The sequence below is a fragment of the Kocuria sp. CPCC 205235 genome, from assembly GCF_040980905.1.
Classification (GTDB): Bacteria; Actinomycetota; Actinomycetes; order Actinomycetales; family Micrococcaceae; genus Kocuria; species Kocuria carniphila.
On the sequence record NZ_JAVKPR010000003.1, the window covers coordinates 44,780 to 67,850 of the forward strand.

Below are 23,071 nucleotides of genomic sequence, written 5' to 3' on the forward strand. Positions count from 1 at the left end.
AAACCGTTTAACCAGGTGCTTTCAGTCGGGCGGTAGCCACAACCTTGACCCTGGGCGACTCAAGTTGAGCCTCTGGTAGTAGTAACCTGCTTGCCCGTTCAATTGTTCCTTGTTGGCGAAAGAATTTCACTGGAAGTTGTCTGTGAGCTCGATTTGTGACGCAAGAAAGTCAATGGCCCGGGAAACCGACTCCCGACGGATAGCGGCGCGTCCGCCATCCAGGCGCAGCTCGAGGTGGTCCTCTCCCCTGGGTCCGCTGACACCGAGGTACACGGTGCCGACCTCCTGACCATCGTGCGGTTCGGGGCCGGCCACGCCGGTCGTGGCCACGGCCCAGTCGACACCCAGAGCGGCACGGGCGCCGCGTGCCATGGCCTCCGCCACCTCGGGATCGACGGCACCCTGACGCTCCAATAACTCATGGGAGACGCCCAGAGTCTTTTCCTTCACGGCATGCGAGTAACTCACCACACCGCCCTCCAGAGAGTCGGAGGCGCCCGGAACATCGACAATGGCCGCTGCCACCGCTCCACCGGTCAACGATTCCGCGGTTCCGATGGTCACCCCGTGCGTTACGGCCAACTGAATCAGATCCACGGCGGTATGAAGTTGAGAATCTGCCACTATTCGTCCTCGTTCTCAGCGGCCTTGTTCACGGCAGCGTTACGCAGTTGCACGGCCTTGATCACGTAGTCAATACCGGTGACGACCGTGACGATCAACGCCAGCGCGGTCAACACCCATGCGAACCACAGCCACCAAGCACCCACGAATGGTGCCAGCGGCAGCAGCAGAGCGATCAGAGCCGCCGTCTGCAGCACGGTCTTGGTCTTGCCTCCCTTGGAAGCTGCCATGACGCCGTAGCGGATCACCACGAAACGCATGATCGTGATGCCCCACTCACGCACCAGAATCACGATGGTCACCCACCACCACAGCTCGCCCAACATGGAGAGCACCACGAACGCAGCACCGGTCAGCAATTTGTCCGCGATGGGATCGGCGATCTTGCCGAAGCTGGTGATCAGGTTGCGCGCGCGGGCGATGTCGCCGTCGAGTTTGTCCGTGTACATGGCCAGGCCGAAGACCACCACGGCAGCCCAGCGCATGGGCATGGAATCCTCACCGTGCGTTCCACCGGCCCACAGGAACCACACGAAGAACGGCACCATGACAATCCGGAGTGCCGTGAGCGCATTGGGCAGATTCCAGTTGGATGAGTTGGGCGGCGGGTCTGCGACCGCCCGGGGTGCGGGGGTTCCGCCTTTTCGAGCCATCATCGTCCGGTCAACTCCCAAGCATCGTTCGAATCATCGTCGTCGTTTCCGTCGTGGTAGTCCTTGGCCACGTCGGACAGGCTTGCTTCCACGGGGTCGTCACCGTAGTCGACGGAACCACCGGTCCCCGCCGACGCCGCTGCGGAACCTGCCGCGGCGGCGTCGTCGCCGGGGGTCGAAGGCGGTTCCTCGCCGCGAATGAGCGCCAGGGTGGCCGCGAGATCGTCGGGCTTGACCAGAACATCACGGGCCTTGGAACCCTCCGAGGCGCCCACCACGCCGCGGGACTCGAGCAGGTCCATGAGGCGACCTGCCTTGGCGAAGCCCACGCGGAGCTTGCGCTGCAGCATGGACGTGGAACCGAACTGGGTGGTGATGATGAGTTCGGCTGCCTGCAGCAGCACGTCCAGATCGTCCCCGATATCCTCGTCGATCTGCTTCTTGGGCGCTTCCTGGATCACGTCTTCGCGGTAGTTGGTCTGCATCTGGGTCTTGACGTGTTCCACGACCTTGTGGATCTCGGACTCCGAGACCCACGCGCCCTGCACACGCATGGGCTTGGAAGCGCCCATGGGCAGGAACAGCGCGTCACCCTGGCCGATGAGCTTCTCGGCACCGGGCTGATCCAGGACCACTCGGGAGTCGGTCACGGATGACGTGGCGAACGCCATGCGCGAGGGCACGTTGGCCTTGATCAGGCCCGTAACCACGTCAACGGACGGGCGCTGGGTGGCCAGCACCAGGTGGATACCGGCGGCGCGGGCGAGCTGGGTGATGCGCACGATCGCGTCCTCGACGTCGCGCGGGGCGACCATCATGAGGTCCGCGAGCTCGTCCACGATGACGAGCAAATACGGGTACGGGCGGATGACGCGCTTGGAACCGGGCTCCGGCTGCACCTTGCCATTGCGCACGGCCTTGTTGAAGTCGTCGATGTGCTTGTACCCGTAGTGCGACAGATCGTCGTAGCGGGCGTCCATTTCGCGCACCACCCACTGCAGGGCCTCGGCGGCCTTCTTGGGGTTGGTGATGATGGGCGTGATCAGGTGGGGAACGCCCTCGTACGCGGTGAGTTCCACGCGCTTGGGGTCCACCATGACCAGGCGCACCTCGTCCGGGGTGGAGCGCATCAGGATCGACACGATCATCGAGTTCACGAACGAAGACTTACCGGCACCGGTCGCACCGGCCACCAGCATGTGCGGCATCTTGGCCAGGTTGGCCACCACGAAGCCTCCCTCGACGTCCTTGCCCACGCCCATGACCATGGGGTGTTCGGACTTCCGAGCCCGTTGTGAGCGCAGCACATCACCCAGGGCCACGGTCTCTCGGTCCGTGTTCGGGATCTCGATGCCAATCGCGGACTTGCCCGGGATGGGTGAGAGGATGCGGACATCGGCGGAGGCCACCGCATAGGCAATGTTCTTGGACAGCGCTGTCACGCGCTCCACCTTGGTGCCCGAGCCGAGTTCGATCTCGTAGCGGGTCACGGTGGGGCCGCGGGAGAAACCGGTGACCTCGGCATCCACGTTGAACTGCTGCAACACGTTGGTCAGTGAACCCACCACGCGGTCGTTGGCCTCGGAGCGTTCCTTGGCCGGCGGGCCCTGCACCAGGCTCCCGGGGTCCGGCAAGTTGTACGCCATGTCACCGGCAAGCTGCAGCTGCTCGGAGCGGGCCGGGATCGGCGCCGACGGCGTGTGGGTCCGTGAACTCTCGGGGGCATCCACCTCTGCGAGCGCCGGTGCATCCGAGGCTTCTGCCGTATCTGCGGCCGGTTCCAGACCCTGTTCGCGCCGCAACTTGTCCGCGGCGATCTGGGACTTGGTCGGGCGCTTTACACCCGGTCGCACGCTCGGGATGTCCTCGGTGTCCTGGACCTGGGCGCTCGCGGCACCCGCGGCGGTCGAGGACGTGGAACCGGACGGAGCGCCGTCGTTGGAAAGATCGAACACGCGGGTACTCGAGGAGCCGTCCGCGGCCTCGCGGCGCTTGGCCTCGTCCACGACGGCACGTTCGAAGGCCTCGTCCCCGTTGTAGGCGTCCAACTGGGCCTTTTCACGACGCCGCTCGGCGCGGGTCTGGCGCTTGCCCCGCTTCTTCTGCGGGCTGGCCGGGTCCAGGTACGAGCGGTCGTGTTCAGGGTCCGACACGTCGGTGGTCCGGTGCTCGCCCTGTCCCATGAGTTTGTCGTAACCGTCCCGCAGTCGCGGCCCGATCTGGCCGACAGGGGTCGCGGTCATGACGAGTACGGCGAGGAAAGCTAGAACGGCAAGTACCACCAGGGCACCCCAGTGGGTCACGAGCGCCGAGAGCGGATCGGCGGCCAGGAAACCGACGAACCCGCCGGCGCGCCAGATCGCTTCGAACCCCTGGTTGAGTTGGGGCTGTCCACCGGCGATGTGCGCGATACCGGATCCAGCCACGGTCAGTGCCATGAGCCCGATGGCGATGCGGTTGTTGGCTTGTGTCTCGGTGGGGTGCCGGAATGCCCGCCATGCGAAGAACAGGCAGAACACGGGCAACACGAGCGCCATGAAGCCGAACGTGCCGCCGACCACGGCGTGCACCCAGGAGGCGGGCATGGAAATGAAGGTGGCATCCACTCCGCGAAGGTTCCACCACTCAACCGCCGCGATCAGGACGGCCAGCACGAGCCATACGAGTGCGCCGCCGTCGCGGCGCTCCTCCGGAGCCATGTCCGTGCGCACGGTGCCGATCCGCCGCACACCGGCACCCACCACGTGGCCGAGACCGGCCCACGCGTTGACCACGGCATGAAGGAGACGGCTACCGGCAGACGGTCCCTGTGGTATGGACTTGGCCGGGGCCTTGGACGTGCTCTTGGTAGTGCCCTTGGAGAAGCGGGATGCGGTCGAGGTTCGAGATGTTGACTTCGACGATCGCGGAGGGGAAGTTCGTGACGCCATATGTTCCAGAATACCCGCCGAGCGCAAAGCCCGCCCCGACATCGCGTCGGGGCGAGCTCGGCTCGCTCGGATCAGCCTTAATTAAGCTTCGACCACCACGGGTACGATCATGGGTTTGCGGCGCAGCTTGCGCGAAACCCACGAGCCGATGGTGCGGCGCACGACCTGCTGCAGCTGGTGCGCTGTGTGATTCTTGCCGGACTCCCCCATCGCGTCTTCGAGGGCCGCAATGATCTTGGGGCGGATTTCATTGAAGACAGTGTCCTCCTCGGCCACGCCGCGCGCGTGGATGTCCGGGCCGGAAACGATCTTGCCGGTGTCGCGATTGACCACGGTAACCACGGAGATGAAGCCTTCTTCACCCAGGGTCATGCGGTCCTTGAGGTCCGCGTCCGTGATCTCACCCACGGAGGAGCCGTCCACGTAGATGAACCCGCATTCGACCTGACCGGTGATCTTGGACTTACCGTTGTGCATGTCCACCACGGTGCCGTTCTCGGCGAGCAGCACGTGATCGCTGGGAACACCGGTCTCCTGGGCCAGGGCACCGTTGGCGATCAGGTGGCGCACCTCGCCGTGGACCGGCATGACGTACTCGGGCTCCACGATGTTGTAGCAGTACAGCAGTTCGCCGGCGGCTGCGTGACCGGACACGTGCACCTTGGCGTTGCCCTTGTGCACCACGTCAGCACCCAAACGCATCAGACCGTTGATCACGCGGAACACCGAGTTCTCGTTACCGGGGATCAACGACGACGCCAGGATCACCGTGTCACCGGCGTTCACCTGAACCTTGTGGTCGCCGTTGGCCATGCGGGACAGCGCGGCCATGGGCTCACCCTGAGAACCGGTGCACATGATCACGAGCTTGTCGTCCGGGTAGTCCGCGGCCTTCTTCTGGTCGATCAGCACGTTGGGCGGAACGTCCAGATAACCGAGCTTGTCGGCGATCTCCATGTTGCGGATCATCGAGCGACCCATCAGGGCAACCTTGCGACCGCTGGCCACGGCGGCGTCGAGCACCTGCTGCACGCGGTGAACGTGCGAGGAGAACGAGGCCACGATCACGCGCTGGCGTGCCTTGGCGATCACGTCTGCGAGCACGGGGCCAATGGCCTTCTCGGTGGGTACGAAGCCCGGCACCTCGGCGTTGGTGGAGTCAGTCAGGAACAGATCCACACCCTCTTCACCCAGGCGGGCGAAGTGGCGGAGGTCGGTGATGCGACCGTCCATGGGCAACTGATCCATCTTGAAGTCACCGGTGTGCAGGACGGTGCCGGCCTTGGTCCGCAGGAACACGGCCAGGGCGTCAGGGATGGAGTGGTTGACGGCCACGAACTCGCACTCGAACTCGCCGAGGCGCTCGACCTGGCCCTCGCGCACGGCCAGGGTGAAGGGCTTGATGCGGTGCTCCTTCAGCTTGGCTTCGATCAGTGCGAGGGTGAGCTGGGAACCGATGATGGGGATGTCCGGACGGCGCTTGAGCAGGTACGGAACGGCACCGATGTGGTCCTCGTGACCGTGCGTCAGGACGACCGCCACGATATCGTCCAGGCGGTCCTTGATGTTGTTGATGTCCGGCAGGATCAGGTCCACACCGGGCTGGGTTTCTTCGGGGAACAGCACACCGCAGTCGACCACGAGCAACTGCCCATTGATCTCGAATACGGTCATGTTCCGACCGACCTCGCCCAAACCTCCCAGCGGGATGACGCGCAGAGTGTCTGCGGCCAACGCGGGGGGTTCGGAGAGGTCAGTGTTGGTCCATCGGGTCATGAGACCCCTTTCGTCTTAATTGTTCAAAGTGTCTGCCAGGACCGAGGAACTCAGATCCGCGCGGATCTGCTCGATTTCGGCCTGAGTGGGCGCCACATGCGGCAAGCGCACGGTGTTGTTCGGCAGGCGCCCCTGCCAATTCAAAATCGTTTTCGCGGCCACGGCACCGGGCACACGAGTCATGGCGGCGCGAACCACCGGGATCAGCTCATTGTTGACCTTGCGCGCGGTGACGAGGTCACCGGCGAGGGCGGCGTCGACGAGCGTGCGGAACCGCGGAGTGTCCAGGTGGGACGTGACGCCCACGAGACCTGCCGCGCCCAGCGCGATCCAGGGCAGGGTCAGTCCGTCGTCACCGGAGTAGTACACGAGATCGGTTTCGGCCATCACGTGTGCGGCGGCATTGAAGTCTGCCTTGGCATCCTTGACGGCCACGAGGTTCTCGTGGGACGCCAGCGAGATGAGCGTTTCCGGGGCAATCGGGACGCCCGAACGACCCGGAATGTCGTACATCATGATCGGCGTGTCGACGGAATCCGCCAGTGAGCGGAAGTGCGCCTCGATACCGGCCTGTGTGGGCTTGCTGTAGTACGGCGTGACGATCAGCAGGCCGTCCATGCCGATTTTCTGGGCTTCCAGGGAGAGGTACCGGGAGTGCTCGGTGTCGTTGGAACCCGTGCCCGCGAGCAAGGGCACGCGCCCGCCCACGGCATCCTTGACGGCCCGGAAGACGGCGAGGTTTTCTTCGTCGGTCATGGTCGAGTACTCGCCGGTGGTGCCACACACCACCAGTCCGTCACAACCATCGTTGACCAGTTCTTCCGCCAGATGCCCCGTGGTTTCGAGGTCCACGGACCCGTCGTCCTTGAACGCGGTCACCATGGCGGTGAGCAGAGTTCCGAACATGGGGGCGGGGCGGTCGGGCTGAGTGGCTACGCTGCGATCGGTCATACGCTCAAGGTTACCGCGATCACCGCGCCAGCGCCGCCCCCGGGTCCGCGCCGCGGTACAAGGCAATGGCGGTGCGCATGGCACCGCGGGCGCGCCGACCGTCCGAGCTCGCCGAGTAGGCCAGGCTCAAGCGGTACCAACCGCGCCAATCCTCCGGGTTCGCTTCGACCTCTTCGCGCACGGCGTGGAAGTGCTCGTCCGCGGCCTCTCGTACATAGCGGCCCGACGGCGTTTTGGGCAGGTTGTCCTCCGGGAGCCCGCCTTCCGCGGCGAGGGTGCGGCCGAGTTTTTCGGTACGGGCACCGAAAATGATCTCTCGCACCATGGCCCACGTGCCTACCGCCGGGATGACCAGCATGGCGATCCCGAAGCCCTTCACGATCCAACCCTCCGAACTCAGCAGCAGCACCGCTCGTTGGAACGACAGGCCCAGATAGAGCGCGAGCAAAGCGATCATGAGGGCGGCCAGGATGCGCCCCTTGGAACCGATTTCGAGCACGGTAAAGACCGCAGCGAAGGCCAACATGGCGATGATCCACACTTTGGAGCCCACGGAGATGGGCAGGATCACCACGGTCAGCAGCGCCAGCACGATGACCGCGGCCACCCACCACCGCAGAGAACTGGGTTTCCCGGAGTCGGACGTTACGGAAACGTGTTCTCGGGAGTCGGATTCGCGATGACTCACAGGCCCAGATCCATGTAGCCGTCCAGCCCGTGAGTCAGTCCCGGGTGCTTGGCGACTTCACGCACGCCCAGCACCACACCGGTCATGAACGAGATCCGGTCAAAGGAATCGTGACGAATGGTCAACTGCTCCCCCGTGTTGCCCAGCAGAGTCTCCTGGTGGGCGACCAGGCCGCGTAGTCGTACGGAGTGCACGTGCACGCCGTCGACCACGGCACCGCGTGCGCCGTTCGGATCGGTCTGTGTCGCGTCCGGCGAGTCGACCACACCGGCCGCGCGGCGGGCCTTCCCGATCAACGATGCCGTACGGGCTGCGGTTCCCGACGGCGCATCCAGCTTGTCGGGGTGGTGCAGTTCGACGACCTCCACGGATTCGAAGAACGCGGCTGCCGCCTCCGAGAACTTCATGGCCAGCACCGCACCCACTGCGAAGTTGGGGGCGATCAGCACACCCACCTCGGGGTGCTTGGCCAGCTGAGATTCGAGGTCCGCCAGGGCCTGATCGTCCCAGCCCGTGGTGCCCACGACCGAATGGATACCGTGGTCGATGGCGAAGCGGACGTTGTCCCGCGTGGACTCCGGAACGGTCAGGTCGATCATGACCTGCGCACCCGAGTCGACGATGGTTTGGAAATCATCGCCACGACCCAGCGCGGCGACCAGTTCCAACCCGGGAGCACGCTCAACGGCAGCCACGGCCTCGGAACCCATGCGTCCGTGGTGACCGAGCACGGCCACCTTGATGGTGTTGTTCGATTCGGTCATCTCAACCACTCCTTAGTTCTGGCTCGGCAGCTTCTCGGCCGGGGCTTGCGGCCCCACCACGGTCTGCACGGACGACGCCGCGGACAGTTCCACCGCCAGCATCTGAACGTCCTGCGAGGTCACGGCGCGGATCCGGTCCAGGGACTCGTCCACGTCCATGTACACGCCGGTCTTCAATTCTGCCGATCCCAAACGGGACGTCCGTGAACCGGTATCCTCCAGGGCCAGCACGGTGGCGCCGCTGAGCTGACCCTCGATCTTAGCCAATTCTTTGGCGGTCATTCCGTCCTGCGCGAGCCGGTCCAGCTCGGTGCGCATGAGTTGCGCGACCTGGTCCACCCGATCCATGGTGCAGCCCGCGTACATGCCGAAATACCCGGCATCCGAGTACGCACCCGAGAACGAGAACGTGGAGTACGCCAGGCCCTTCTGCTCGCGGATCGTGTGAAACAACCGTGAGGACATCCCCCCGCCCAGTGCGGCATTGAGCACGGTCATGGTGAAACGCCGGTCGTCCCCCACTCGCAGTGCAGGACCGCCCAGCACCACGTGCGCCTGTTCCACGGGGCGGTGAAACACCTGGGTGCCCGTCAGGGGTGTGAGCACAGCCGATGTATTGGCGCGCCGCGCCCCCACCGCACCGGGTGCATCCGGATCCCAGCCCGCGCGGGTCAAGGACTCCCGAACCAGCTCGACCACGCGTTCGTGTTCGAGCCCGCCGGCGGCCGTGACCACGAGATGTTCCGGACGATAGGCCGCACGGTAATGCTCCCACACGGCGTCGCGAGCCACGGACCGGATCTCCTCCGGGGTGCCCGCAATCGGACGCGCCAGGGGTGAGCCGTCCAGGACCGCTGCGGTGAACTGTTCGAACGCGAAATCGGTGGGATCGTCACGGTCCATCGCGATTTCCTCGAGGATGACTCCCCGTTCGCGATCGAACTCGTCCGGGTCCAGTACCGCGCTCGAGAACATGTCCGCGAGAACGTCAATGGCCATGGGCAGATCGTCCGAAAGCACCCGCGCGTAGTAGCACGTGTTCTCCTTGGCGGTGAACGCGTTGGACTCGCCACCCACGGCGTCGAACGCTTCGGCGATGTCGAGCGATGTGCGCCGCGCCGTGCCCTTGAACAGCAAGTGCTCCAGGAAGTGCGTGGAACCGAGCATCCCGGGTGCCTCGTCACGAGAACCCAGGCTGACCCAGAAGCCCACGGAGGCCGAGCGTTGACCGGGCATTTTTTCCGTGAGCACGCGTGTACCGCACGGCAGTACGCTGCGGGTGATCACGGCGCCGTCGGCGTCGTCGTGGACCACGTGGGTGAAGCCGGTGGTGTCCGGCAAAGAAGCTGAGTACGCCCGAAGGCGGGCGTCCGCGGGGAAGATTTTCTCCCCGGGATCGCCCGCCTCCAGCGGAAGGTGAACTACCGTCATGAACCTCGAGTTACCCCTCGATCAGCTCTCGTTGACGGGTTCGGACTCGAGCTCTTCGGCCTTGTCCTCGTCGGCAACGACCGGTGCCAGCGACAGCTTGCCGCGGTCGTCGACCTTGGTGATCTCGACCTGGACCTTCTGGCCGACACTTACGACGTCGTCAACCTCGTTGACGCGCTTGTTGTCGTTGAGCTTGCGCATTTCGGAGATGTGCAGCAGGCCGTCCTTGCCCGGGGTCAGGGAGATGAACGCACCGAAGGTGGTGGTCTTGACCACGGTACCCAGGTAACGCTCGCCCACCTCGGGGACCTGCGGGTTGGCGATCGCGTTGATCGCCGAGCGAGCGGCCTCTGCCGACGGTCCGTCGGTGGCACCGATGTACACGGTGCCGTCGTCCTCGATGGAGATGTCGGTTCCGGTGTCTTCCTGGATCTGGTTGATCATCTTGCCCTTGGGGCCGATGACCTCACCGATCTTGGAGACGGGAACGTTCACGCTGATCACGCGAGGAGCGAATTCGCTCATCTCGTCCGGAGCGTCGATCGCGGAGGTCAGCACATCCAGGATGTACAGGCGGGCTTCGCGAGCCTGGCTCAGGGCGGCGGTCAGCACGGAGGCCGGGATACCGTCGAGCTTGGTGTCCAGCTGGATGGCGGTCACGAACTCGGAGGTACCTGCAACCTTGAAGTCCATGTCACCCAGGGCGTCTTCGGCGCCGAGAATGTCGGTCAGCGCCGCGTAGCGGGTTTCGCCGTCCACGGTGTCCGAGACGAGACCCATGGCGATACCGGCAACGGGTGCGCGCAGCGGCACACCGGCGTTGAGCAGCGACAGGGTCGCGGCGCACACGGAGCCCATGGAGGTGGAGCCGTTGGAACCGAGGGCCTCGGAGACCTGACGGATCGCGTACGGGAATTCCTCACGCGAGGGCAGCACGGGCGTGATCGCACGCTCTGCCAACGCACCGTGACCGATTTCGCGGCGCTTGGGCGAACCCACGCGGCCGGTCTCACCGGTGGAGTACGGCGGGAAGTTGTAGTGGTGGATGTAGCGCTTGTGCTTGACCGGGGACAGCGAGTCGATCTGCTGTTCCAGCTTGAGCATGTTCAAGGTGGTGACACCCATGATCTGGGTCTCGCCGCGCTCGAAGATCGCCGAACCGTGCACGCGGGGCAGCACCTCGACCTCGGCGGTCAGTTCACGGATGTCCGTGAGGCCGCGGCCGTCGATGCGGACCTGGTCCTTGAGGATGCGCTGACGCACGGTCTGCTTGGTGAGTGCCTGGTAGGCACCGTTGATCTCGTCCTTGCGGTCGGCGAAGGGCTTGCCCTCACCGGTGAGCTCGGCCAGAACGCTCTGGTGCAGCTCGTCGGTGGCGGCTTCGCGCTCCTGCTTACCGGCGATGGAGTACACCTCGGCCAGACGGTTACCCACGAAGTCCTCGACGGCCTGGGTGGCGTCGTCGCCGTAGCCGCCGAAGCGAGGCAGTTCCATGGGGGACTTGCCCGCACGGGCGACCAGGTCGGCCTGAGCGTCGCACAGTGCCTTGATGTAGGACTTGGACGCCTCGATGCCCTCGGAGACGAGCTCCTCGGTCGGGGCGACAGCGCCCTGGCCCTTGACGAGCTCCCAGGCGTTGTCGGTGGCTTCGGCCTCGACCATCATGATCGCGACGTCTTCGGAACCGTCAGCGGTGGTGACCACGCGGCCGGCCACGGCCATGTCGAACACGGCGTTCTCGATCTGGGAGTGCTTGGGGAAGGCGATCCACTGGTGCTTGCCGTTCTCCTCGGGCATGAGTGCCATGCGCACGCCGCCCACGGGGCCCTGGAAGGGCATGCCGGACAGCGAGGTGGACATGGACGCGGCGTTGATGGCCACGGTGTTGTAGATCTCGTCCGGTGCGATGGACAGCACCGTCACGACAACCTGGACCTCGTTGCGGATGCCCTTGCCGAAAGCGGGGCGCAACGGACGGTCGATCAGGCGGCAGGTCAGGATCGCGTCGGTGGACGGACGGCCTTCACGACGGAAGAACGAGCCCGGGATGCGACCGGCGGCGTACATCCGCTCTTCCACGTCCACGGTCAGCGGGAAGAAGTCGAAGCCTTCGCGGGGGTTCTTGCCCACGGCGGTGGCCGAGAGCATGGAGGTCTCTTCGTCGATGGAGACCAGGGCGGAACCGGCGGCCTGCTTGGCCAACCGGCCGGTTTCGAAGCGCACTACGCGCTTGCCGTACGAACCGTTGTCGATGATTGCTTCTGCACTCTGAATTTCGGGACCCTCCAAGGGTCACCTCCGTTTCTTCTGTGGCGAAAAGCGCGACATACCGGTCTTCGATCGAGGCGCTCGCACTGCGCATGCATTGCGAAGGCCACTGTCGAGGACCGCGATATGGTGCGCGAATCCGCTACTAGCTTTTTCTATTTCATGTGTTGGCCCGGTGGGCCGGTGGTTCCGTGTGGAACCTGGCGGTGTTCGTCACGAACAGCGCCGGTTACGGCGGTTCCCCGCGCCTTCACGGGTGAAAACACGGGGAACACCGAGAACTTAGATCACTTACGCAGGCCGAGGCGCTCAATGAGCGCACGGTAGCGAGCGATGTCAGTACGACGCAGGTAGTCAAGCATGCGACGACGGCGACCCACCAGGGCCATCAGGCCGCGACGGGTGTGGTGGTCGTGCTTGTGCTGCTTCAGGTGCTCGGTCAAGTCGGAAATACGACGGGACAGCACGGCAATCTGCACCTCGGGGGAACCAGTGTCACCCTCGTGAGTTGCGTACTCCTTGATGATTTCCTGCTTGATAGCGGCATCCAGTGCCATAAGTAACTCCTTGAGTTAGTACCGTGACCGCCCGGTGCGCAGGTTTCGCGCCCGGGTTTCGGGTGTCTCACCCGAGATCTGACCGCCACGGACTGCAGTCAGGCCGTTGACCAGTCTAACGGACGTCAACCAATACGTCGTATCAGGCGGGTCACCGTTATGGATGTCCCCGTCAACTGGGACAATGAGGACCATGAAGAAAATGAATGTGGAGTCTTTCAACCTCGACCACCGTTCGGTCGCGGCCCCTTACGTTCGGATTGCCGATCGCAAGGAGTTGCCCGGAGGAGACACGCTCATCAAGTACGACGTGCGGTTCTCCCAGCCCAACGAATCGCACCTGGAGATGCCGGCTATCCACTCGATCGAGCACCTCACCGCGGAGCACATGCGCAATCACACCGAAGCGCTCATCGACTTCTCCCCCATGGGCTGCCAGACCGGCTTCTACGCGCTCATGTTGGGCGTGGAGGACGCTGAGTTCAAGGATCTGTTGGAGGCCACGTTCAAGGACATCCTCGCGGCGGACGAGGTTCCGGCCGCCAACGAGGTGCAGTGCGGTTGGGGCGCCAACCACAGCCTTGAGGCCGCCAAGTCTGCCGTGCAGGACTTCTTGGACGAACGCGCCGCCTGGGACGTGGTCACCAAGTGAGCGCAGGCGCCTCCCAGGAGACGTTGAATCACGACGCCGCCCTGTTCGGTCGCTGCGTGGGCGCACCCGCCGTGGTGGTCGCCATGGACGAAGAGGCAGCACCTTTTCTGACGCGCGCCGAGGAACAAGCGGCGCAGCCGCTCACCGTGGGTCAGGCACTGGTCTACGCGGTGGTCCTGGAAGGTGCCCCCGTGCTGCTCGTGCGCATGGGTATCGGGCTGGTCAATGCGGCGTCGGCGGTGACGGCGGTGATCGAACGTTTCGAGCCCTCCATGGTGCTCGCGGCCGGTTCGGCAGGGGGCCTACGAGCGGACGTGAACGTGGGTGACCTGGTGATCGGCACCGGCTATCGATACACGGATGCAGATGCCACGGCGTTTGGATATGTTCCCGGACAGGTACCCGGCATGCCGGAAAGCTACTCCCCCGCTGAGAGTTTGCTGAATGCCACGGAAACTCTGGTCGGGAGCGATGAGCAGACCGTTCTCCGTGGCACCATGCTTTCGGGTGGCTCGTTCGTCACGGAAGCCAATGTGGGTGCCACCCGCGAGATCTTCCCCGAGGCGCTCAGCACGGACATGGAAACGGTCGCGCTGGCGCAGGTGTGCGCCACCCGCGGATACCCCTTCCTGGCGGTGCGCAGCGTGTCGGATCTGTGCGGTCCCGCCGCCGGACAACAGTTCCACCTGGAGATCGACCTTGTGGCGGAGATCAGCGCGAGTGCCGTGTGCCAGGTATTGAACACCCTCCGCCAAAGTACTGCCGAGTGAATTGAGGAACGCATGAGCGACAAGAAACTTGAGGACGCCGTCCCGGACGCCCCGCCCCACGTGCTGCGCGACGGCAACAAGATTCCGCAGTTGGGCCTGGGGACCTACCCCATGGACGACGCCGAGGCTGAGGCGCTGATCCCTGAAGCGCTGTGGCGCGGCTACCGCCTGATCGACACCGCCGTGAACTACGGCAACGAACTGGGTGTGGGTCGCGGCGTCAAGGCATCCGGGATCAACCGCGATGACATCTTCCTGACCACCAAGCTCCCGGGTCGCCATCACGGAACGGATTCCGTTCGGCGCTCGCTCGAAGGCTCCCTGGAACGGCTGGGAACCGATTACGTGGATCTGTACCTGATCCACTGGCCCAATCCCTCCGTGGACCGCTATGTGGAGTCCTGGCGGACCATGATCGAGCTGCGGGATCAGGGCCTGATCAAGTCGATCGGCGTGTCCAATTTCCTGCCGGAGCACCTGCTGCGGCTCGAGAAGGAAACGGACGAGATGCCGGTGATCAACCAGGTGGAACTGAACCCGCAGTACCAGCAGGAACTGCTGCGCGAGTTCCACGCAGAACACAAGATCGTGACCGAGGCGTGGTCACCGTTGGGCCGCAAGACGGACATCCTGCAGCACGAGTGGCTTTCGGAAATTGCCCGCAGCATCGGCCGCACGCCCGCCCAGGTCATCCTGAGGTGGCACATCCAGTCCAACATCCTGCCCATCCCCAAGAGCTCGGACGTCACCCGCATGGCCGAGAACCTGGACGTGTTCGACTGGGATCTCTCGGACGATCAGATGCGACGCATCAAGATGTTGCACACCGGATTGAGCGGCTCCGGTTTCGATCCCCTTGAGCACGAGGAGATGTAGCAACTACCCGGCCGGATGTATCAGGCGGTCTCGTGAGGTTCCTTGGCCAGGATCTCGCGGGACCGTTTGACGTCGTCGTTCATCTGGGCCACCAGCGCATCGATGCCGCGGTAGGCAACCATGCCGCGCAGTCGTTCCACGAATTCCACCACGACCTGTTGACCGTAGAGGTCGAAGTCCTCAATGTTCTCTTCCGGCCGATCGATCACGTGCGCCTCGACCTGACGGGAGACCCCTTCGAACGTCGGATTCGAGCCTACGGAAATGGCCGTGGGCCAGCGCTTGCCGTTCTGATCTACGAGCCATCCCGCGTAGACACCGTCCGCGGGGATGAATCCGGACGCGTCCGGCGAAAGGTTCGCGGTGGGGAATCCCAGTTCGCGACCGCGAGCAGCTCCGTGCACTACTTCCCCGCGCATCCGGTGGTTGCGGCTGAGCAAACCCGTGGCGCCGCGCATGTCACCGGCTTCCAGGCACGAGCGGATCCACGTGGAGGAGCAGCGGCGTTCCGTAGCCGCGGCCGCGGGTGTGCCGTTCTTGAGGGGAGTCGAAGGATCGGTGCCCACGACGTCCTCGACGACCACGACGTCGAAACCGTGCTTGTCGCCCAGCGCCCTGATGGCATGCAGATCGCCGGTGTTGTCCTTACCCAGACGCACGTCCTCACCGATCACCAGGCACACCGCTTCGAGCGGCTTGACCAGGTAGTCGACCACGAACTCTTCGGGGGTCAATTGAGCGAAATCGAGGGAATAGGGCTGCACGAGCACGGCATCGATCTCGGTGTGTTCCAGTGCGTCGAGTTTGTCCTCGAGCCCCATGATCACGCCGGGGTGAGACTCGGGCCGGTGCACCAGCGCCGGGTGGGGATCAAAGGTGACCACCACCGATTTCGCGGTGCGTTCCCCGGCCACCTCCAACAACGTGTCGAAGACGTGTTGGTGACCGCGGTGGACTCCGTCGAAGTTTCCAATCGTCACCACGGACGGTCCGAAACCCGGGGTGATGTCGTCGCGGGATCTCCAGCGAATCACTGTTCTCCTCGATGTCGAGTGTGCGGGCGGGACGAAACGAGCCTACCCGTTGGCGCGGGTGGGACGGGTGCGCCACAACCAGATAAGACCGATCATGGGCAAGACCAAGGGCACAAAACCGTAACCCGCGCCGAAGTGCGACCAGACACTGGCCTTGGGGAAGAGTTCGGGCGAGAGCACGCTGAGCAGGCCGACTGCGAGCACGCCGATCATCTCGATCCATACGGCGATCCACGCGATCCGGTGCCAACCGGGGCCGGTCTTGGTCAGTGCCACGGTCGCAATCACGTAGATGACGGCGGAAATCGTGGACAGGATGATCGCCAGCGGTGCCTCGGAAAACTCCGTACCCAGCTGGTACAGGGAACGCACACCTGCCGAGAGCGAGAACACCCCGTAAATCACGATGATGAGCCTCCCGAATCCGCTGGATTTGGCATCCGTGCGCTTTGTCTTCACGCGGTTGCCGAAACGCTGCTGCAACGCGTTGTGCTCGGTGGACTTGGTCACCGTGATCCCGTTCCTTTCCGCGGAGTGGTCAATGCTGCCGGCCTCAGACGTTCTGGTAGTACCAGATGTAGTTCATGCGGTAGACCATGATGATGACCACGGGTCCGGCCGCAGCCAGGATGAGCGTGGACCAGCGTGAGCGTTCCACGAGAGACCAAATGAACGTTCCGGCCGGGATGAGCAGCGCCGTCAGCAGGTAACCCCAGTACTCGAGAACACTGCCCGAGGCTTCCGACCCGAAGATGGGGAGGAAGATCGAACCCACCACGTACACGAGCAGGAACAGTTCCAGAATCAGCACGGAGCCTTGTGAGAAGTCGTCGGGTTCGCGTCCGCGCATCGCCTGCACCAGGCAGATCAAACACGACAGCGTTCCAATCACCACCGAGGCCCAGAACCATCCGTCGTAACCCCACAGCATCAGTGATTCTCCTGTTCGGACGGTTCGGACGTGCCGGTCGAGTCGGCAGAAAACGTCTCGCCCGCGGCAATGCCCAGAACGGATGCCGCGTAGCGCTTGGAAGCGGAGCCGCGGTTCTCGGCCAGGGCCACCAGAGTCCCGTTAGGTGCGAAGCACGCAACGGGCAAGTCTGTTCCGCTGACCAGATCGGCCGGGTGCGCGGAGATCCGGCGACCGTGCGACAGGTCCGTGGCCTCCCCCGCGTCCAAACGGCGCACGGGAAACAGCAGTTCCGCGGCACGGTTGATCTCCAGGGTGTCCACGGTCCCGCCGTCGCTCACCGATTGCGTCAGGTCGTCCAGCGTGTGCGCCTGGTCGAGAGTGAAGGACCCCACGCGCGTGCGGCGCAGCGCCGTCAGGTGTCCGCCCACGCCCAGGCCACGGCCCATGTCACGGGCCAGCGCACGGATGTAGGTGCCTGAGGAACACGAGACCGTGGCCGTCACATCGATGCCGGTCTCGTCGCGCGAGATGTCGTGCACCGTGAATTCGTGGATCGTGACGGGTCGCGCGGCCAGTTCGACGTCCTCGCCGCCGCGAACTCGGGCGTAGGAGCGTTTTCCGTTCACCTTGATGGCGCTCACCGCTGACGGTACCTGCTGGATCTCGCCGGTAAGTGCGGAAACTTCACGCTGAATGTCGCTGTCACTTACTCCCGCGAGGGTCGAGGCATCCGCGCGCTCGGTCACGTCGCCCTCGGCGTCGTCGGTCACGGTCGCTGCGCCCAATCGAATGGTCGCCTCGTACGTCTTGGACGTTCCGGTGACCCAGGTCAGCAACTTGGTGGCCTTCTCGACACCCAGCACCAGGACTCCCGACGCCGCCGGGTCCAGCGTGCCGGCGTGACCTACCTTGCGGGTCCCGGCCAGGCGCCGCATTCGTGCCACGACGTCATGCGAGGTCCAGCCCAGGGGCTTGTCGACGATGACGAACCCGGCCGTCCTCGGAAGCGAGGGGGCCGGGCTCGGAACGTGGGGACGTTCACTCACGCGCGTCAGCTCCGGGGCGAGTCGTCGTCGGTATCGTCATCCGCGGCGTCGTCCTCGGGGGTGCGGTACGCGTCCTCACCCGCGGCGTAGGAGGCGCCGACGGCCTGAGCCGCGACCTGCTCGTCCTTTTCGCGTGCGGCGCGCAAGAGCTCTTCGAGCCGGGCGGCGTCGGCGGGGATTTCGTCCGCGACAAAGGTGAGCGTGGGCGTGAGGCGGGCGGTGATGTTCTTGCCGACCTCGGAACGCAGCACGCCCTTGGCGGACTCCAGTGCCTGCGCGGTCTCCGCGCGCTGCGTCTCATCGCCGTAGACGGTGTAGTACAGCGTCGCGTGCTGAAGGTCGTTGGTGACCCGGGCATCGGTGATGGTCACGAAACCGACGCGGGGATCCTTGATCCGGCGCTCGAGGGCCTGGGCAACGATCACCTTGATGCGGTCGGCCAGCCGTGCGGCGCGTGCGGCGTCAACCATGGTGACTCTCCTTCGCTGGGGAACGCGGTGCGTTCCGTATCTAAAAAATCTGGGGTGCGGCGCCGCCATCACGACGACGCCGCGGGCCCGCCGCCGTGGGCGACGGGCCGGTGCGGCGGGTACCTACCGGAAACCGGGGTACCCGCCGCTTGAACGTGACGTGACTCAGGCGCGCGGCTTTTCGCGCATCTCCCACGTCTCGATCATGTCGCCCTCTTGGATGTCGTTGAAGGAACCGAGGCCGATACCGCACTCGAAACCTTCGCGAACTTCCGTGGCGTCATCCTTGAAGCGACGCAGCGAATCGATGGTGAGGCTGTCCTTCACCACGTTGCCGTCGCGGACCAGGCGCGCCTTGGCGTTGCGCTTGACCACGCCCTTGGTGATGTACGCACCGGCGATGTTGCCCCACTTGGAGGAGCGGAACACCTCGCGGATCTCGGCGGTACCGAGCTCCACTTCCTCGTACTCCGGCTTGAGCATGCCCTTCAAGGCGCTCTCGACATCGTCGATGGCGTTGTAGATCACCGAGTAGAACTTCATGTCCACGCCCTCGCGGTCCGCGAGTTCGGTGACACGTTCCGCCGGGCGGACGTTGAAGCCAATGATGACCGCGTTGTCCACGGTGGCCAGGTTGACGTCGTTCTGCGTAATGGCACCCACACCGCGGTGGATGACGCGCAGCTGAACTTCGTCTCCGCCCACATCGATCTTGAGCAGCGAATCTTCCAGCGCCTCCACGGCACCGGACACGTCACCCTTGATGATGAGGTTGAGGGTGTCCATCTTGCCCTCTGCCACGGCCTCGTCGAAGGACTCGAGCGTGATGCGCTTGCGACGCTTGGCCAGCTGAGCGTTGCGGTCAGCGGCCTGACGCTTCTCGGAGATCTGGCGAGCCGTACGCTCCTCCTGGGTGGCCAGGAAGGTGTCACCGGCGCGGGGCACTGCGGACAGACCCAACACCTGGACCGGTCGGGACGGGGTGGCAGTCTCGACTGCCTGACCGTTCTCGTCGAACATGGCGCGCACGCGGCCGTGAGCCGCACCCGCGACAATGGCGTCGCCGACCTTCAGCGTGCCGGACTGGACCAGCACGGTACACACTGCGCCGCGGCCCTTGTCCAGGTTGGCTTCAATCGCCACGCCACGAGCTTCCTTGTCCGGGTTGGCCTGCAGTTCCAGGGCACCGTCAGCGGTCAGGACGACCGCGTCGAGCAGGTCTTCGATGTTCTGACCGGCACGCGCGGAGACATCCACGAACATGGTGTCGCCACCGTATTCTTCGGGGATCAATCCGTACTCGGTGAGCTGACCGCGGATCTTCTCCGGGTTGGCTTCCGGCTTGTCGATCTTGTTCACCGCGACCACGATCGGCACACCGGCCGCCTGGGCGTGGTTCAACGCCTCGACGGTCTGGGGCATCACGCCGTCATCAGCGGCGACCACCAGCACGGCGATGTCCGTGACCTTGGCACCACGGGCACGCATGGCGGTGAACGCCTCGTGACCGGGGGTGTCGATGAAGGTGATCAGACGCTCTTCACCGTCCACCTCGGTGGAGATCTGGTACGCACCGATGTGCTGGGTGATGCCGCCGGCCTCGCCCTCGATCACCGTGGTGTTACGGATCGCGTCGAGCAGACGGGTCTTACCGTGGTCGACGTGACCCATGACGGTGACAACCGGAGGACGGGATTCGAGAACCTCGTCGCCCTCGGCCTCGGCTTCGGCCTCGAGGTCGATGTCGAAGGATTCGAGCAGCTCGCGCTCCTCGTCCTCCGGCGAGACGACCTGGATCTTGAAGCCCAGCTCGGCACCCAACAGCTCGAACGTTTCTTCGTCCAGCGACTGGGTCTGCGTGGCCATCTCACCCAGGTGGATGAGAACGGTCACGAGCGATGCCGGGTTGGCGTTGATCTTCTCAGCGAAGTCCATGAGCGAGGCACCGCGACGCAGGCGGACCACCGTGTTGCCATCACCGTGCGGAACGGAGACGCCACCCACGGCGGGTGCTGACATCTGCTCAAGCTCTTGACGCTTCGCGCGCTTCGACTTGCGCTGACGTCCACGGCCACCGCCGCCTCGACCGAACGCACCCTGGGTACCACCACGACCACCGCGGCCGCGGAAACCGCCGCCGCCACCGGGGCCACCGGGACCGCCACCACCGCGGCGGGGTCCACCGCCACCGGCGTTACCGGGACGGCTTCCGATGGGAGCCACACCCGTGGTGTGCCCCGGCATCATGTTGGGCGAAGGGCGAGGACCACCGGGACGGGGAGCACCCTGACCCTGACCCTGGCCCTGGCGTGCGCCACCCGGACGCGGAGCACCCGAACGGGGTCCACCCTGGCCGCCCTGACCGCCGTGCGCGGGACGGGGACCGCCCGGACGAGGGCCTGCGGGGCGGGGTCCACCGGGACGGGGACCGCCCTGGCCGGAACCGCTGGTACGCATACCCTGCTGCGGGGCGAACGGGTTGTTACCGGGGCGAGGTGCGCCCGGCTTGCCGGAACGTTGTTGACCCGGACGAGCACCACTCGGCTTGGGACCGCCGGACTCGGAACCGCGACCCATACCCTGCTGCGATGCGTACGGGTTGTTACCCGGACGCGCACCGCCCGGCTTGGGGGCCGAGGACTTGGGTGACTGCGGCTTGGACTCGGGCCCCTTGGGTGCCTGTTCCTTGGGAGCCTCCGCCTTGGGTGCCGGAGCGGGCGTGGACTCCGCCTTGGGAGCGGCAGCCGGAGCCGTCTCTTCCTTGGCCTGAGCGGGCTTGGGAGCAGCCTGACCCGGCTTGGGGCCGGGGGCTGCTGCGGGGCGCTCGGCAGCGGGCTTGGTCTCGGCCTTGGGCTGGGACTTCTGCGCCGACTTGGTGCTCTGATTCTTCTGGGGAGCCTTCTCCGCTGCAGCGTCGCCGGAACCGGCGGGGAATGCAGAACGAAGTTTCTTGGCTACGGGGGGCTCCACCGTGGAGGATGCTCCACGGACGAATTCCCCTAATTCTTGAAGCCTGGAAATCGCTTCTTTAGACGTGATACCGAGCTCTTTGGCGAGCTCGTGGACACGGGGCTTGGCCACATTTCTCCTGTCTCGGTTCGCACCGAAACAGGCACGAACCATTATCTTCCGTTGATGCGGCCTTGGGGCGCGTCGATGATCGACATGTCACCCTGCTGGCCGTGGGCGGAGTACGAAAAAGTACTCATCGCTTGGCACTCATCGGTTTTCCATGGTCTTCTGACTCGCTTTCCTTCTGTCCGTTCCACCGTGTGGACAGTAAAACGTTGAGGTGGTGACCGAGGTTCTCGGCACTGACGGCGGTGCGAAACGCGCGATTGAGCGCGCGGCGTCGCACTGCTGTCCTGACGCATTCCTGGGTGGGATGCACCCAGGCACCTCGGCCGCCGATACGGCGGTGCACGTCGAACACGGCTTCCAGGCCCTGCTCCGTCTGCTCCACCGCTACGCGGACGAGTTGGTCAGGGGACACAATTTTCTTGCATCCCACACAGGTTCGAAGGCTGTTCTGGCTCACCCTCGCTCCTGTACTTGCTCACGTGAGTACTCGGCACTCGCCAGGTGCGATGCCGGTGAGTACGCACAATTCACGAACTGACCGTAGACCAGTCTAACGCGCCGGGGTTGATTCCCTCGAATTGCGAGTTTTCTCAGTGATTCGCCACTCGGGACTCGGGCACGATGTCGATGCGCCAGCCGGTCAGGCGCGCGGCCAGTCGAGCGTTCTGCCCTTCCTTGCCGATGGCCAGTGACAGTTGGCTGTCGGGTACCACGGCTCGGGCCGAGCGAGTTCGCTCGTCAACGACCTCCACGCGGGTGGTCTTGGCCGGGGACAGGGCATTGGCGATGAACACGTCGGGTTCTTCGGTGAAGTCGATGATGTCGATCTTCTCCTCCCCCAGTTCGTTCATGACGGCGCGCACACGCGAACCCATTTCACCGATGCACGCGCCCTTGGCGTTGGCCCCGGGACGAGTCGCGACCACGGCCATCTTGGTGCGGTGACCGGCCTCGCGGGCCAGGGCGACGATCTCCACGGAGCCGTCCGCGATCTCGGGAACTTCCATCTCGAACAGGCGACGCACCAGGTCCGGGTGCGAACGGGACAGCGTGATGGACGGGCCCTTCATGCCGCGCTTGGCCTCCACCACGAACGCGCGAATGCGGGCGCCGTGCTTGTAGACCTCGCCGGGTGCCTGCTCGTGCGGTGGCAGCACGGCCTCCACGGTGCCCAGGTTCACCTGGATCATGTTGGGATTCTTTCCCTGTTGAATCTGGCCGGACACCAGTTCGCCCTCGCGGCCCTTGAAGTGGCCCAGCACGTTGTCGTCCTCCACGTCCCGCAGCTTTTGCAGGATGACCTGGCGTGCGGTGGCGGCGGCAATGCGACCAAAACCGGCGGGGGTGTCGTCGAACTCGCCGATCTTGTTCCCGTCCTCGTCGACCTCGTCCGCCCAGATGGTCACGTGACCGGTGCGGCGTTCGACCTCTGCGCGAGCACCGCTCACGGCACCCGGGGACTTCTGGTAGGCGAGCAACAGTGCCTGTTCGATGGTGGGGATCAACACGTCCACCGGAATGTCCCGTTCGCGTTCGAGCAGACGCAGGGTACTTATATCAATGTCCATGTGACCGGCCTTCCTTCGT

General features: G+C 64.8%; 21 protein-coding genes. 3 read left to right on the forward strand and 18 right to left on the reverse strand.

Annotated features, from left to right (window positions below):
* Nucleotides 1–126: 126 nt before the first annotated feature.
* The 10 genes from RF638_RS03095 to rpsO all read right to left on the reverse strand — a co-directional run bounded on the left by RF638_RS03095 (nucleotide 127) and on the right by rpsO (nucleotide 12,642).
* Entirely contained in the window at nucleotides 127–624 is a 498-nt protein-coding gene (locus RF638_RS03095; protein WP_095796702.1) for a CinA family protein, read from the reverse strand.
* Nucleotides 624–1,277: a CDP-diacylglycerol--glycerol-3-phosphate 3-phosphatidyltransferase gene (pgsA, locus tag RF638_RS03100; protein WP_095796964.1), complete on the reverse strand. Its 654-nt coding sequence runs from the start codon at nucleotides 1,275–1,277 to the stop codon at nucleotides 624–626. The genes RF638_RS03095 and pgsA overlap by 1 nt, the downstream gene beginning before the upstream one ends.
* Nucleotides 1,277–4,207: a DNA translocase FtsK 4TM domain-containing protein gene (locus RF638_RS03105; RefSeq protein WP_368841433.1), complete on the reverse strand. Its 2,931-nt coding sequence runs from the start codon at nucleotides 4,205–4,207 to the stop codon at nucleotides 1,277–1,279. The genes pgsA and RF638_RS03105 overlap by 1 nt, the downstream gene beginning before the upstream one ends.
* A gap of 81 nt (nucleotides 4,208–4,288) precedes the next feature.
* The gene (locus tag RF638_RS03110) at nucleotides 4,289–5,983 is read right to left on the reverse strand and encodes a ribonuclease J (protein WP_095796704.1); all 1,695 of its coding nucleotides are present in this window, start codon (nucleotides 5,981–5,983) and stop codon (nucleotides 4,289–4,291) included.
* 15 nt (nucleotides 5,984–5,998) lie between these two features.
* Complete coding sequence (dapA, locus tag RF638_RS03115; protein ID WP_129701552.1) at nucleotides 5,999–6,934, reverse strand: 4-hydroxy-tetrahydrodipicolinate synthase; 936 nt, start codon at nucleotides 6,932–6,934, stop codon at nucleotides 5,999–6,001.
* A 19-nt stretch (nucleotides 6,935–6,953) separates the two neighbouring features.
* A complete protein-coding gene (locus tag RF638_RS03120; RefSeq protein ID WP_259914264.1) occupies nucleotides 6,954–7,622 on the reverse strand; it encodes a hypothetical protein in 669 nt (222 codons plus the stop codon).
* Nucleotides 7,619–8,386 (reverse strand): 4-hydroxy-tetrahydrodipicolinate reductase, encoded by a 768-nt coding sequence (gene dapB, locus RF638_RS03125; RefSeq protein ID WP_259914266.1) that lies wholly within the window; start codon nucleotides 8,384–8,386, stop codon nucleotides 7,619–7,621. Before dapB ends, RF638_RS03120 begins: the two co-directional genes overlap by 4 nt.
* Nucleotides 8,387–8,398: 12 nt before the next feature.
* Entirely contained in the window at nucleotides 8,399–9,817 is a 1,419-nt protein-coding gene (locus RF638_RS03130) for a M16 family metallopeptidase (protein ID WP_368841434.1), read from the reverse strand.
* Nucleotides 9,818–9,838: 21 nt separating this feature from the next.
* Nucleotides 9,839–12,106, reverse strand: coding sequence for a polyribonucleotide nucleotidyltransferase (locus RF638_RS03135; protein WP_315276274.1), 2,268 nt, complete (start codon nucleotides 12,104–12,106; stop codon nucleotides 9,839–9,841).
* Between the two features lie 266 nt (nucleotides 12,107–12,372).
* Nucleotides 12,373–12,642 carry a 30S ribosomal protein S15 gene (gene rpsO, locus RF638_RS03140; protein ID WP_016996788.1) on the reverse strand — a complete coding sequence of 90 codons (270 nt, stop codon included), beginning with the start codon at nucleotides 12,640–12,642 and terminating at the stop codon, nucleotides 12,373–12,375.
* A gap of 193 nt (nucleotides 12,643–12,835) precedes the next feature.
* Here rpsO and RF638_RS03145 point away from each other — a divergent pair, with 193 nt between their 5' ends.
* From RF638_RS03145 to RF638_RS03155, 3 genes are read left to right on the forward strand one after another with little or no spacing between them, the layout of a single operon-like run.
* Nucleotides 12,836–13,294 carry an S-ribosylhomocysteine lyase gene (locus RF638_RS03145; protein ID WP_129701548.1) on the forward strand — a complete coding sequence of 153 codons (459 nt, stop codon included), beginning with the start codon at nucleotides 12,836–12,838 and terminating at the stop codon, nucleotides 13,292–13,294.
* Complete coding sequence (gene mtnN / locus RF638_RS03150) at nucleotides 13,291–14,064, forward strand: 5'-methylthioadenosine/S-adenosylhomocysteine nucleosidase (protein WP_129701546.1); 774 nt, start codon at nucleotides 13,291–13,293, stop codon at nucleotides 14,062–14,064. The genes RF638_RS03145 and mtnN overlap by 4 nt, the downstream gene beginning before the upstream one ends.
* A 12-nt stretch (nucleotides 14,065–14,076) precedes the next feature.
* Nucleotides 14,077–14,940, forward strand: coding sequence for an aldo/keto reductase (locus RF638_RS03155; protein WP_129701544.1), 864 nt, complete (start codon nucleotides 14,077–14,079; stop codon nucleotides 14,938–14,940).
* Between the two features lie 20 nt (nucleotides 14,941–14,960).
* Here the strand turns inward: RF638_RS03155 and RF638_RS03160 are convergent, their stop codons facing one another.
* The 8 genes from RF638_RS03160 to nusA form a co-directional block, all read right to left on the reverse strand.
* Nucleotides 14,961–15,974 (reverse strand): bifunctional riboflavin kinase/FAD synthetase, encoded by a 1,014-nt coding sequence (locus tag RF638_RS03160; RefSeq protein WP_095796713.1) that lies wholly within the window; start codon nucleotides 15,972–15,974, stop codon nucleotides 14,961–14,963.
* Between the two features lie 42 nt (nucleotides 15,975–16,016).
* Nucleotides 16,017–16,484: a hypothetical protein gene (locus tag RF638_RS03165; protein WP_095796714.1), complete on the reverse strand. Its 468-nt coding sequence runs from the start codon at nucleotides 16,482–16,484 to the stop codon at nucleotides 16,017–16,019.
* 43 nt (nucleotides 16,485–16,527) lie between these two features.
* The gene (locus tag RF638_RS03170) at nucleotides 16,528–16,905 is read right to left on the reverse strand and encodes a hypothetical protein (RefSeq protein WP_095796715.1); all 378 of its coding nucleotides are present in this window, start codon (nucleotides 16,903–16,905) and stop codon (nucleotides 16,528–16,530) included.
* Nucleotides 16,905–17,933, reverse strand: a complete 1,029-nt coding sequence (gene truB / locus RF638_RS03175) for a tRNA pseudouridine(55) synthase TruB (protein ID WP_095796716.1) — start codon at nucleotides 17,931–17,933, stop codon at nucleotides 16,905–16,907. The genes RF638_RS03170 and truB overlap by 1 nt, the downstream gene beginning before the upstream one ends.
* A gap of 5 nt (nucleotides 17,934–17,938) precedes the next feature.
* Nucleotides 17,939–18,403, reverse strand: a complete 465-nt coding sequence (gene rbfA / locus RF638_RS03180; RefSeq protein ID WP_095796717.1) for a 30S ribosome-binding factor RbfA — start codon at nucleotides 18,401–18,403, stop codon at nucleotides 17,939–17,941.
* Between the two features lie 165 nt (nucleotides 18,404–18,568).
* Entirely contained in the window at nucleotides 18,569–21,484 is a 2,916-nt protein-coding gene (infB, locus tag RF638_RS03185; RefSeq protein WP_368841435.1) for a translation initiation factor IF-2, read from the reverse strand.
* A gap of 124 nt (nucleotides 21,485–21,608) precedes the next feature.
* The gene (locus RF638_RS03190; RefSeq protein ID WP_368629914.1) at nucleotides 21,609–21,941 is read right to left on the reverse strand and encodes a YlxR family protein; all 333 of its coding nucleotides are present in this window, start codon (nucleotides 21,939–21,941) and stop codon (nucleotides 21,609–21,611) included.
* 133 nt (nucleotides 21,942–22,074) lie between these two features.
* Complete coding sequence (gene nusA, locus RF638_RS03195) at nucleotides 22,075–23,052, reverse strand: transcription termination factor NusA (protein WP_368629915.1); 978 nt, start codon at nucleotides 23,050–23,052, stop codon at nucleotides 22,075–22,077.
* Nucleotides 23,053–23,071 lie beyond the last annotated feature (19 nt).

Excerpts from the sequence above, each read along its gene's own strand:
- pgsA (WP_095796964.1), bottom strand. The coding sequence starts at position 1,277 with ATGGCTCGAAAAGGCGGAACCCCCGCACCCCGGGCGGTCGCAGACCCG.
- RF638_RS03105 (WP_368841433.1), bottom strand. The coding sequence starts at position 4,207 with ATGGCGTCACGAACTTCCCCTCCGCGATCGTCGAAGTCAACATCTCGA.
- RF638_RS03110 (WP_095796704.1), bottom strand. The coding sequence starts at position 5,983 with ATGACCCGATGGACCAACACTGACCTCTCCGAACCCCCCGCGTTGGCC.
- dapA (WP_129701552.1), bottom strand. The coding sequence starts at position 6,934 with ATGACCGATCGCAGCGTAGCCACTCAGCCCGACCGCCCCGCCCCCATG.
- dapB (WP_259914266.1), bottom strand. The coding sequence starts at position 8,386 with ATGACCGAATCGAACAACACCATCAAGGTGGCCGTGCTCGGTCACCAC.
- RF638_RS03130 (WP_368841434.1), bottom strand. The coding sequence starts at position 9,817 with ATGACGGTAGTTCACCTTCCGCTGGAGGCGGGCGATCCCGGGGAGAAA.
- rpsO (WP_016996788.1), bottom strand. The coding sequence starts at position 12,642 with ATGGCACTGGATGCCGCTATCAAGCAGGAAATCATCAAGGAGTACGCA.
- RF638_RS03145 (WP_129701548.1), top strand. The coding sequence starts at position 12,836 with ATGAAGAAAATGAATGTGGAGTCTTTCAACCTCGACCACCGTTCGGTC.
- RF638_RS03155 (WP_129701544.1), top strand. The coding sequence starts at position 14,077 with ATGAGCGACAAGAAACTTGAGGACGCCGTCCCGGACGCCCCGCCCCAC.
- RF638_RS03170 (WP_095796715.1), bottom strand. The coding sequence starts at position 16,905 with ATGCTGTGGGGTTACGACGGATGGTTCTGGGCCTCGGTGGTGATTGGA.
- rbfA (WP_095796717.1), bottom strand. The coding sequence starts at position 18,403 with ATGGTTGACGCCGCACGCGCCGCACGGCTGGCCGACCGCATCAAGGTG.
- nusA (WP_368629915.1), bottom strand. The coding sequence starts at position 23,052 with ATGGACATTGATATAAGTACCCTGCGTCTGCTCGAACGCGAACGGGAC.